Origin of the sequence: Frigoribacterium sp. PhB116, from assembly GCF_004364285.1 — a bacterium.
In the GTDB taxonomy this organism is placed as follows: Bacteria; Actinomycetota; Actinomycetes; order Actinomycetales; family Microbacteriaceae; genus Frigoribacterium.
In genome coordinates, this window is sequence record NZ_SOBE01000005.1 from 189,386 (window position 1) to 199,981 (window position 10,596).

Sequence of the window (10,596 nt, forward strand, 5' to 3'; positions counted from 1 at the left end):
TGGTCATAGCGCGTTCCTCCTGCCCGCCCCGGGCGCGCCTGACGGTCAGCTGCACACGCAGTCGGCCGGGCACGGTCGCCCGGCGGCGCGGCGCGCCTCCGGCGCCCCCGTCCCGCACGACCGAAAGGCACCACCATGTCCGTCCCCACCGCTCCCGCCTGCGCCCGCTGCGCCTCCTCGGCCACTGTCGCCGCGACCCTCTCGACCCCCGGCACGGTCCGTCGCGACCTCGACGCGAAGCTGTCCCCGCTGCGCTCGTTGTTCCTCAACAGGGCCCTGTGGCTCGTCCTGCTCACCCTCTTCGGGATCGTGACGAGCACGCTCGTCGCCGCCCAGGAGGAGATCCTGACGTCCGCCCTCGTCCTCGCCGCGTTCCTCGCACCGATCATCGACATGGGCGGCAACACGGGCAGTCAGGCCGCCACGCTCGTGATCCGGTCCATGGCCGTCGACACCGTCAGGGCGACGTGGCGCGACGTCTGGGCCATCGTCCGCCGCGAGCTGCTCGTCGCCGCCTGCCTCGGCGCCACGGTCGCCGTCCTCGAGGTGGTCCTCGCGTACTTCGTCAAGAGCGTCAGCCTCGACATCATGGTCATCGTCGGGGCCACCATGCTGATCGTGACCGTGGTCGGCGGGCTCCTCGGCGCCGTGCTGCCCTTCGCGGCACGCGCCCTGCGGATCGACCCGGCGACGCTCTCGGCGCCCTTGATCACGTCGATCATGGACCTCGTCGGGGTGACGATCTACTTCTCGATCGCTGCCGTCGTCCTCAGCGACCAGCTGGTGTGAGGCGGGCCGAGACGAGCGGCGACTGACGCTCAGAACTCGACGTCCACGCGCAGTCCACCCGCGCGCCTCGGCACGAGCTCGAGTCGGGCCCCGTGCCGGTCGGCGACGGCCTGCACGATCGCCAGGCCGAGCCCGTGCCCCCCGGCGCCGTGCACGCGGCGGGCGCCTCGGTGGAACGCCTCGGTCAGGCGGGCGACCTCGTCGGGCTCGAGGACGTCACCGTCGTTGGCGACGCTCAGGAGGCGGCCCCGGAGCACGACCTCGACCCGGCCGCCGGGGCGCCCGTGCCGCAGCGCGTTGTCGACGAGGTTCGTCACGAGGGCGGCGAGCAGGGCGGGGTCTCCCTCGACGACGGCCGGCTCGAGGTCGTCGACCAGCGTCGTGCCGGCCGCGGCGGCCGTCGGCTCGGCCCGGGTGAGCGCGTCGACGACGAGCTCGCGCAGGTCGACGGGGCGGTCGTCGCCCTGGCCGGCGGTCGCGTCCGCCAGGGTGAGCAGCGCCTCCACCGTCCTCAGGCTGCGGGTGTTGGTCTCGCGCAGCCGCGTGCCGAGACGTTCGAGGTCGACGCTCTGCGGCTCGGCGAGGGCGACGTCGAGCATCGCCTGGGTCGTCGCCAGCGGGGTCCGGAGCTCGTGGGAGGCGTTCGCGGCGAAGCGCTGCTGCGCCCGGTACGAGCCGTCGAGGCGCTCGAGCATGTCGTCGAACGCGTTCGCGAGGCGGTGGAACTCGTCGTGGGGACCGGCCAGCGCGAGGCGGTCGTGGTCGAGCGTCGGGCGCCTGCTCGTCTGGCCGAGCTCGGCCTCGCGTGCCGCGTCGGCGAGGTGGTCGAGGGGCCGCAGGAGGCGCCCGGCGAGCACCCAGCTCAGCCAGGCGCCCAGCGCGAGCGCGACGACGAAGACCACGAGGCAGGTCGTGAGCAACACGCGGAGCAGGTCGCCCTCGCCGTTGATGGTCAGCGAGTCGGAGATCAGCGTGTCGGTCAGGCCGGTCGCGTCGGGGGCGACGGGGACGCGCTCGGAGGTCGGGGCCGGCGTCGGGGCCGTGACCTCGCTGGGGCGCATGTCGACCGCGGGGCCGACGACGGCGGTGATGGCGTAGCGGGGGAGGTACCGCATGACCACGACGACGCTCGTCACGATCGCGGCGCCGACCACGAAGAGCAGCCCCGTGAAGGTCAGGGTCAGCCTCGCCCGCGCGCTCAGTCGGCGTCGCTGCCAGTAGGTGCCGGTGCCGGGGCGCCTCACCGGGAGAGTCCCGTGCGGCCGACGTCCGAGGCGTCCCCACGAGTGCGGGCGGCCGCGTCGGTGCCCGTGCCCGTGCCCGTGCCCGCGTGCGTGTCCGTGTCCGTGTCGGGCAGCAGCCGGTAGCCGACGCCGGGCACGGTGTGGATCATCCACGGCTCGCCCAGCCGCTGGCGGAGGTTCGAGATGGTGACGCGGACCGAGTTCGTGAACGGGTCGGCGTTCTCGTCCCAGGCCTTCTCGAGCAGGTGCTCGGCGCTGACGACCCCGCCCTCGGCTGCCAGCAGCACGCCGAGCACCGCGAACTCCTTGCGGGTCAGCCGCACGTGGCGTCCGGAGCGCTCGACCTCGTGCCGGAACGGGTCCCAGCGCAGCGACCCGCAGCGGAGCACCGGAGGCGCCGCCCGGCGAGGGCGGCGCGCCAGCGACCGCAGGCGGGCGACCAGCTCGGGGAACTCCACCGGCTTCGTGAGGTAGTCGTCCGCCCCGAGCTCGAGACCGCCGACGCGGTCGCGCAGGGCGCCGGCGGCGGTCAGCATCAGCACGGCGGGCCCGTCGGGCGTCGCGGCGATCGCGGCGCAGACGTCGTCGCCGTGGACGCCCGGGAGGTCGCGGTCGAGCACGACGGCGTCGTAGTCCACCACGGCCAGGCGCTCGAGGGCGGCCTCGCCGTCGGGCGCGACGTCGACCGACATCGACGCGCGCTCGAGCGTGGTCTGCACGGCCTCGGCCAGCCAGGGCTCGTCCTCGACGACCAGTACGCGCACGGAGTTCCTCTCGATCGGGCGACGGGAGCGGATGCGCTTCCGGAGGAAGTGTCACATGTGACCTGTCACGTCAGCATAAAGCGGGCTGTTTACGACCTCGCAACGCGCTGGACGGTGGGATCGTCGTCGTCCCTCTCCGAGCGGACCGGGAGCGGCCGCGTGGTCGCCCCGCACCTCCTCCAGCGAAGGAACAGACCATGACCACCACCTCCCGCACCTCCCGTGCGCTGTTCGCCCTGGCCGCCGTGCCCCTCCTCGTCGTCGCCCTCGCCGCCTGCACCTCGGGCGACGGCGACGCGACGCCGGACGTGAAGAGCGACTCGCAGGTCTCCTCCGACGCGCAGAAGTGGGACGTCGCGAACGCGTCGTGCCTGCGCAGCGAGGGCATCGACATGCCGGACCCCTCCGCCGACGGCATGAAGCAGGGCATCCCCATGACCGGCGACATGGACGCCATGACCGCGTCCATCGACAAGTGCGAGAAGAAGGTCACGGACGAGCTCGGCCCGAGGCCCGTGACGGCCCAGGAGAAGAAGCTCCAGAAGGAGTTCGAGGAGCAGGCACGTGAGTCCGCGAAGTGCCTCCGCGAGAAGGGCTACGACGTCGCCGACCCGAGCGAGGGCGGCTCGGGCCTCGGCAACGGCGCGGAGGACGTCCCCGACGACGTCCTCGAGGCCTGCGGCGGGGCGGCGGGCAACGGCTCCGTGACGGTGCAGAAGTGACCTCGGTCGAGAACGACGCCGGCACCTCTCCGGGTCGCGGGCGCCGACGCCGCTGGGTGTGGCTGTCCGTCGCCGCCGTCGCGACCGCGGCCGTGGTCGTCACGGGAGTCGTGCTCGTCGGCCCGCCGGGCGGGGCCGCCGCCGACGCCGACGGCGAGTCCGGCGCGGGTGCGGCCGCCCCGACGGTCACGGCGGAGGTGACCCGGGGCGACCTCACCGGCGTCACGCAGAAGGCCGGCAAGCTCAGCCTCCTCGGCGGCCCGGCGGTCGTCGCCGGACTCGGCGGCACCGTCACGGAGCTGCCTGCCCCCGGGACGGAGCTCACGTCCCGCTCGGTGCTGTACCGGGTGGACGACACGCCCGTGCTCGCCGTCGAGGGGTCGCTGCCCCAGTGGCGCAGCATCGAGTCCGGGATGACCGACGGGCCCGACGTCGGGCAGCTCGAGCGCAGCCTCGTCGCGTGGGGCTTCCTCAAGGGCACGGCGAACGACCACTTCGACGCGCGGACCGAGGCGGCCGTGAAGGCGTGGCAGAAAGAGCTCGGGCTGCCCCGCACCGGCGCGCTCGAGAAGGGGCGCATCCAGTTCGTCACGGGCACCTTCACCGCGGGCGAGGCCGGGGTCGCCGTCGGCGACGAGGTCGGCGCGGGGGCCCCGCTCTACCCGACCTCCCGTAGGGACCGCGTCGTCACCGTCGACCTGCCCGTCGGCTCCCCCCTCGCCCGCCTCGACGGGGTGGTGACGATCGACCTGCCGACCGGAGGGTCCGCCGCCGGAAGAGTCACCGGAGTCGGAGCGCCTCGTGACGCCGACGGCAAGACCGTCGTCGCCGTCTCGGTGTCGTTCGACGACCCGGCCGCGGCCGGGGACCTGACGGCTGCCGCCGTCCAGGTCGGCTTCCGGTCGGAGGTCCGCGAGGGAGTCCTGTCCGTGCCGGTCACGGCGCTCGGCGCCGCCAGCGGCGGCGGGTTCGTCGTCGAGGTCGTCGGCGGGGCCTCGGGCTCACGCCTGGTGCCCGTCGAGGTCGGCCTGTTCGCGGGAGACCGGGTCGAGATCTCGGGCGACGTCTCCGAGGGCGACGAGGTCGTGGTGCCCGCATGAGCACATCGGCAGTGGCCCCGACGTCGCCAGCGGGCGCGCCCGACCCGGTCGTCGAGCTCCGCGACGTCGGACGCACCTACGGCCGGCCGCCGACCGTCGCGCTCGCCGACGTCTCCCTGACCGTGCAGCGCGGCGAGCTGCTCGCGGTCGTCGGCCCGTCCGGGTCGGGCAAGTCGACCCTGCTCAACGTGCTCGGCACCCTCGACCGGCCGACGACGGGGACCGTCCTGATCGACGGTGTCGACGTCGCGGCCCAGAGCGACCGCGCCCTCTCGGGGCTGCGGGCCCACCGCATCGGCTTCGTGTTCCAGCAGTTCCACCTCAGCGAGGGCGTCTCGGCGGTCGACAACGTCGCCGCGGGGCTCCTCTACTCGGGCGTGCCACAGCGGTCGCGACGCCAGCGGGCGGTGGCGGCCCTCGAGCGGGTCGGACTCGGGCACCGGCTCGACCACGAGCCGAACCAGCTGTCGGGCGGGGAACGCCAACGCGTCGCGATCGCCCGGGCCGTGGTGCACCGGCCGCCGCTGCTGCTGGCCGACGAGCCCACCGGCAACCTCGACAGCCGCGCCGGCGCCGGCATCGTCGAGCTGCTGCACGAGCTGCACCGGGAGGGGACGTCGATCATCGTCATCACCCACGACGTCGACCTCGCAGCCCGTCTTCCCCGACGCGTGACCATCCGGGACGGCCATGTGGTGGACGACAGCTCGTCGGCGGTCCGGCCGACGCCGGGTCCGGGCGGCCTGCCCACGCTCGCCCCGAGCAGAGGAGCCCTCTCATGACCGACCCGACCGCATCACGGCTGCTCCCGGCGGACGTCCTCCGCCTGGGAGCGTCCGGACTCCTCACCCGCCCCACCAGGGCCCTGCTCTCCGCCCTCGGGATCGCGATCGGCATCGCCGCGATGATCGCCGTCGTCGGCATCTCCACCTCGAGCCAGGCTCGGCTCGCAGCGCAGCTCGACACGCTCGGGACCAACCTGCTCGAGGCCAGCCAGGGGCAGGACCTCTTCGGGGAGAAGACGCCGTTGCCCCTGACCACGCTGGGGTCGGCAGCACGGGTCGACGGTGTCGAGTCGGTCGCGTCGACGGGGCTCGTCGCCGACACCGGCGTCTACCGCAGCGCCGCCGTTCCCGAGGGCGAGACCGGCGGGATCGCGGTGCGGACCGCCTCCTCGGGGCTGCTCGACGTGCTCGGCACGGACCTCGCGGCCGGCACCTGGTTCACGGACGGCACCGCGTCCCATCCCACCGTGGTGCTCGGATCGGCCGCTGCCGAGGCCCTCGGCGTCAGCAGGCCCGGCCAGCACGTGCTCGTCGGGAAGACCGAGCACCTCGTCATCGGGGTGCTCGAGCCCTCTCCGCTCGCGTCGGATGTCGACCGCTCCGCGCTGATCGGCGAGCGGGACGCCGAGGTGCTCACCGGCGCCGCCGTGCCGCCCTCGGCGGTGTACCTGAGGGTCGACGACGAGAGGGTCGACGAGGTGCGCGAGCTGATCGCGCCGACCATCCGCCCCGACGCGCCCTCCGAGGTCAGCGTGGCACGCCCCTCCGACGCCCTCGCCGCCAGGCAGGCGGCCGACCAGGCGTTCACCGGGCTGCTCGTGGGCCTGGGGTCGGTGGCCCTGCTCGTCGGCGGGATCGGCGTCGCGAACACGATGGTGATCTCGGTGCTCGAGCGGCGCCGCGAGATCGGGCTCCGTCGCGCGCTCGGGGCCACGAAGGCCCACGTGCGCGACCAGTTCCTCGCCGAGGCGCTGCTGCTGTCGCTGCTGGGCGGGGTCGGGGGGATCGTGCTCGGCCTGGCGGTCACCGCGGTGTTCGCGGCCTCGCGAGGGTGGCCGCTCGCCGTGCCGCCGGCCGTGCTCGGCGCCGGCCTCGGAGCGACCCTGCTGATCGGCGCGATCGCCGGGCTCTGGCCTGCGGTCCGCGCCGCGCGGACCCCGCCGACGGAGGCCCTGCAGTCGTGAGCCCGCGCCGTCGTCCCCGGCCTGTGACCTGCCTGCGCGTCCGGACGGCGACGAGCGTCGCGGAGTCTCCTGGTGGGGGTCCGTGCTGGACGGGCCGACGACGAGAGGACGACGACATGGGTCTCATGGACAGCGCGAAGGACGCGCTCAGCAGCGACAAGGGCGAGAAGGCCACCGACGCGGGGATCGACAAGGCCGAGCAGGCCGCCTCGCAGAAGACCGGCGGAAAGTACGACGACAAGATCGACAAGGCCGGCGACGCCGCCGACGGCAAGGTCGGCCACTGAGCCGACGCCCCAGACGAACGACCCGGTGCCCGGAACGGCGCCGGGTCGTTCGTCGTCAGGTCGTTCGGCGTCGTGTCGTTCGGCGTCGGGCCTGTCCGACGTCGGGCCGCCCGTGTCGCGGGCGACGCCTCACGTGCCCGCAGCCGCGAGCACGAGGCCGCCGGCCGCGGCGACGAGCACGACGGCCCACGGCGGGGTCCGCCATGCCGTCAGCAGCACGAAGCACACGAGCGCGAGGCAGAACGCCCCGGTCGACGTGATCGCCGTCGTCACCACCGGGTCCCAGAGCGCGGCCGCGAGCAGCCCGACGACCGCGGCCCCCGCGCCCCGCATGACGCCGCGCAGCCAGGCGCGGTCCCGCAGCGCCGCCCAGAACGGCAGCACCCCGACGAGGAGGAGCAGGCCCGGCGCGAAGACCGCCAGCGTCGCGAGCAGGGCGCCGACGGCACCTCCCGGGCCGAGCGTCGTCACGGCGCCGAGGTAGGTGGCGAGGGTGAAGAGCGGGCCGGGCACGGCCTGGGCCGCCGCGTACCCCGTGAGGAACGCCTCCTCGGTCACCCAGCCCGGGTCGACGAGGCCCGCCTGCAGCAGCGGCAGCACCACGTGGCCGCCCCCGAACACCAGGGCTCCCGACCGGTAGAAGACGTCGACGAGGGCGACCGCCTCCGAGCCGGTCGCGTGGGCGAGCAGCGGCAGGCCGCCGAGCAGCGCGCCGAAGACCGCGAGGCACGTGACGGCGGCCCTCCGAGGAACGGCGGCCGCCCACGCCGCGGGTGCCTCCGGCGGGGCGGCGTCCGTGCCGCCGGCCGGGTCGCTCGCGCCGCGGAGCAGCCACAGCCCCGCCAGCACCCCGACGGCGATCGCGGAGAGCTGCCCCGCCGAGCCCGGCAGCGCGAGCGCGAGCACGGCGGCGACCACGGCGACGGAGGCGCGGGTCCGGTCGGCAGCCAGCGAGCGGGCCATCCCCGCGACGGCGTGCGCGACGATCGCCACCGCGCCGATCGTGAGGCCCGACACGAGCGCGGCACCCACCGGACCCTCGAGGAACCCGACGCCCGAGGCGACCGCGAGCATGAGGAGGGCCGACGGGAGGGTGAAGGCTGCGAACGCGGCGAGGGCGCCGACCGGGCCGGCGCGCAGCAGGCCGAGGCCGAAGCCGACCTGGCTCGAGGCCGGACCGGGGAGGAACTGGCCCAGCACGACGAGGTCGCCGTAGTCGGCGTCGCCGAGCCAGCGCCTCCGCTCGACGAGCTCGGCCCGGAAGAAGCCGAGGTGCGCGACCGGGCCGCCGAACGACGTGACGCCGAGCACGGCGAAGGCGCGCAGCACCTCGGACGGCGTGCCGGGGCGCGGTGCCGCCCCCTGGGGGGCGTCGCCCGTCCGGTCCGTCCTGTCCACGGAGTCCATCGTGGCGGACCGGGAGGTGGCGGGCCGACGGGCGAGGTGGACCACCGGTGACGAACGGGTGACCACCGCGTGCCGGTGCCCTGGGACTTCCGTCACATCCGAGCCGTGGAAGACTCGACGACGTGCGCATCCTCCTCGTCCGACACGGCCAGAGCACCGCCAACGCCGCAGGTGCCGTCTCCAGCGCGGCCCCCGGCCCCGACCTCACCGACCTCGGTCGCGAACAGGCCGAGGCCCTCGCCGGGACGCTGGGCGACGACCGGATCGACGCCGTCTACGCGTCGACGCTGGTCAGGGCCCAGCAGACCGCCTCCCCCCTCGCCGCCCGCCTCGGGCTCGACGTCGTCGTCCGTGACGGACTGCACGAGATCGAGGCCGGCGACCTCGAGGACCGCACCGACGAGGAGGCGCTCCGGGGCTACGTCCTGCCGCTGATCGCCTGGGCAGGGGGAGACCTCACGGCCTCGGCCCCGGGCGCCCCGGACGGCCACGCGTTCTTCGAGCGGTTCGACGCCGCGATCGCGGACATCGTCGCGCTGCACCGCGACGACGACCACGCGACCGTGGTGGTCGTCGGCCACGGCGCCGCCACCCGCGTCTGGCTCGGCGGCCGCGCGCTCAACGTCGACCCCGAGTTCACGACCAGCACCGAGATGGAGAACACGGGCGTCATCGAGGTCACCGGTTCGCCCGAGGCCGGCTGGACGGTCGTGAGCTGGCAGGGTGCGCCCGTCGGCGTCGCCGCCCCGAACGACCCGACCGGCGAGGCGCTCGACGAGACGGTCGACGCGGACTGACGCCACCTCGGGCTACGGGCGCCGGTAGTCGTCGTCCGACACGTGCTCGAGCCACGTCGTGGTGGTCGACGGGTCGTCGGCCGACTCGATCATCGCCAGGTGCTCCATGTAGTCGTCCGGCGTGGCGCCGTGCCAGTGCTGCTCGCCGGGAGGCGTGTAGATCGTCTGGCCGGGCAGCGCCTCGACCACGGTGCCGTCCCGCGAGCCGAGCAGGGCGACGCCCTCGGTGACGTGCAGGGTCTGCCCCCTCGCGTGCGAGTGCCAGGCGGTGCGGGCGCCGGGCAGGAACCGCACCTTCACCACCGTCATCCGGTCGCCGTCCTGCTGCGGCGACGCGATCGCGTCGAGCCAGACGTCGCCGGTGAACTGCTCGGGCGGGTTCTTGACGGTGGGCGTCTTCGGGACGATCTGCACGGGTGCTCCTCGGTCGTGGGGGAGCGGCCGGCCGGGCGGCGGCCGCTCGCACCGCCGCGGGGCTGACCGCGAGGCGCACCTCGACGCTACGACGGCGTCCCGCCGCCCGGGGTGCCCTGCTGGTGCCCCTGTGGAGCCGGGGCCGACGCCCGGTGCCGGGGAGGGGTCACGCCGATGGCTGGCAGGACGGAAGGAGGCGCGGCGCCCGACGGGCACCGCGCCTCCTTCGTCCCAGGGCCGGGGGCCAGCGTCAGTCGGGCAGCGGCGCCGCGTAGACGCGGAAGTCGCCCTTCTCGGCGTGCATCGTCCACAGGGTGTCGGCGAGCACCTCCGGCTCGTGGGCAGGGTCGCCGCCGCCGATGCCGAGCGGGATGATCAGCTGTCCGACGTGGATGCCCTCGGGCGCCAGCGCGCCGTGCAGCAGCTCCGCGTACGCGCTCTCGCCCGCGAACGCGACGGCCGTGCCCGTGACGCCGTCGCGCGGTCGCACCGCGCTGGCGCCGTTGACGAAGAGGAGCGTGCCGCCGCCGATGCTGCGCATCCCCGGGATCACCTGGTGCGCCGCCGTCGCCGGGCCGTAGATCGAGAACTCGACCGGGCCGACGAGGTCGTCGGCGACGGTCTCGAGGACGGGGCGCATGAACTCCTTGGCGGGGAGGGGGCTGTACTGCAGCACCTCGATCGGCCCGAGGCGGGAGGCGGCCTGCTCGAGCGCGGAGACGAGCGAGGGGCGGTCGCGCACGTCGGCGACGAAGCCGGCGGCCGTGTGCCCCTCGGCGACGAGGGTCGCGGCGAGCTCGTCGACCCTGGCCTGGTCGCGGGCGATCAGCGCGATGCTGAGGCCCTCGCGGGCGAAGCGGCGGGCGACGGCCAGGCCGAGGCCCTGGCCGGCGCCGATGATGGCGAGTGTGGTCATGGCCCGACCCTACGGACGCCCGAGGAGGCGTGACGCACCCTGCCAGGGAACGCCCGGCGCACGAAGCACCCCGGAGTGGGGCGGGGCCCCCCCCCCCCCCGGGGGGCCGGGGCCCCCCCCGGGGGGGGGGGGGCGGGGGGGCGGGGCGGGGGGGGCGGGGGGGGGGGGGGGGGGGGGGGGGGGGCCG

General features: G+C 75.1%; 12 protein-coding genes. 7 read left to right on the forward strand and 5 right to left on the reverse strand.

All coding sequences use genetic code 11. From position 1 onward, the window contains the following. The first annotated feature begins 135 nt into the window (after window positions 1-135). Entirely contained in the window at window positions 136-789 is a 654-nt protein-coding gene (locus tag EDF20_RS14580; protein WP_133739169.1) for a magnesium transporter, read from the forward strand. Window positions 790-818: 29 nt separating this feature from the next. Here EDF20_RS14580 and EDF20_RS14585 read toward each other — a convergent pair whose 3' ends face one another. Together EDF20_RS14585 and EDF20_RS14590 are read right to left on the reverse strand one after the other, a co-directional pair. Next, window positions 819-2,033 carry a HAMP domain-containing sensor histidine kinase gene (locus tag EDF20_RS14585; protein WP_133739170.1) on the reverse strand — a complete coding sequence of 405 codons (1,215 nt, stop codon included), beginning with the start codon at window positions 2,031-2,033 and terminating at the stop codon, window positions 819-821. Continuing rightward, window positions 2,030-2,797 (reverse strand): response regulator transcription factor, encoded by a 768-nt coding sequence (locus EDF20_RS14590; protein WP_133739171.1) that lies wholly within the window; start codon window positions 2,795-2,797, stop codon window positions 2,030-2,032. The genes EDF20_RS14585 and EDF20_RS14590 overlap by 4 nt, the downstream gene beginning before the upstream one ends. 197 nt (window positions 2,798-2,994) lie before the next feature. On the opposite strand from EDF20_RS14590, the gene EDF20_RS14595 reads away from it, so the two are divergent. The 5 genes from EDF20_RS14595 (at window position 2,995) to EDF20_RS14615 (ending at window position 6,875) form a co-directional block, all read left to right on the forward strand. Beyond that, window positions 2,995-3,519 carry a hypothetical protein gene (locus EDF20_RS14595; RefSeq protein WP_123547532.1) on the forward strand — a complete coding sequence of 175 codons (525 nt, stop codon included), beginning with the start codon at window positions 2,995-2,997 and terminating at the stop codon, window positions 3,517-3,519. Then, a complete protein-coding gene (locus EDF20_RS14600; protein ID WP_133739172.1) occupies window positions 3,516-4,619 on the forward strand; it encodes a peptidoglycan-binding protein in 1,104 nt (367 codons plus the stop codon). Before EDF20_RS14595 ends, EDF20_RS14600 begins: the two co-directional genes overlap by 4 nt. Then, a complete protein-coding gene (locus tag EDF20_RS14605) occupies window positions 4,616-5,401 on the forward strand; it encodes an ABC transporter ATP-binding protein (protein ID WP_133739173.1) in 786 nt (261 codons plus the stop codon). The genes EDF20_RS14600 and EDF20_RS14605 overlap by 4 nt, the downstream gene beginning before the upstream one ends. Next, entirely contained in the window at window positions 5,398-6,588 is a 1,191-nt protein-coding gene (locus EDF20_RS14610; protein WP_133739174.1) for an ABC transporter permease, read from the forward strand. The genes EDF20_RS14605 and EDF20_RS14610 overlap by 4 nt, the downstream gene beginning before the upstream one ends. Window positions 6,589-6,704: 116 nt before the next feature. Then, window positions 6,705-6,875: an antitoxin gene (locus tag EDF20_RS14615; protein ID WP_123547536.1), complete on the forward strand. Its 171-nt coding sequence runs from the start codon at window positions 6,705-6,707 to the stop codon at window positions 6,873-6,875. Between the two features lie 129 nt (window positions 6,876-7,004). Here the strand turns inward: EDF20_RS14615 and chrA are convergent, their stop codons facing one another. After that, on the reverse strand, window positions 7,005-8,273 hold the full coding sequence (chrA, locus tag EDF20_RS14620) for a chromate efflux transporter (RefSeq protein ID WP_243833514.1): 1,269 nt from the start codon (window positions 8,271-8,273) through the stop codon (window positions 7,005-7,007). A gap of 131 nt (window positions 8,274-8,404) precedes the next feature. Between chrA and EDF20_RS14625 the strand changes: the two genes are divergently transcribed. After that, window positions 8,405-9,079, forward strand: coding sequence for a histidine phosphatase family protein (locus EDF20_RS14625; RefSeq protein WP_123547538.1), 675 nt, complete (start codon window positions 8,405-8,407; stop codon window positions 9,077-9,079). A gap of 12 nt (window positions 9,080-9,091) precedes the next feature. On the opposite strand, the gene EDF20_RS14630 is transcribed toward EDF20_RS14625, so the two are convergent. Further along, on the reverse strand, window positions 9,092-9,493 hold the full coding sequence (locus EDF20_RS14630; protein ID WP_123547539.1) for a cupin domain-containing protein: 402 nt from the start codon (window positions 9,491-9,493) through the stop codon (window positions 9,092-9,094). Window positions 9,494-9,743: 250 nt separating this feature from the next. Further along, a complete protein-coding gene (locus EDF20_RS14635; protein WP_133739175.1) occupies window positions 9,744-10,409 on the reverse strand; it encodes an SDR family NAD(P)-dependent oxidoreductase in 666 nt (221 codons plus the stop codon). Window positions 10,410-10,596: the final 187 nt, after the last annotated feature.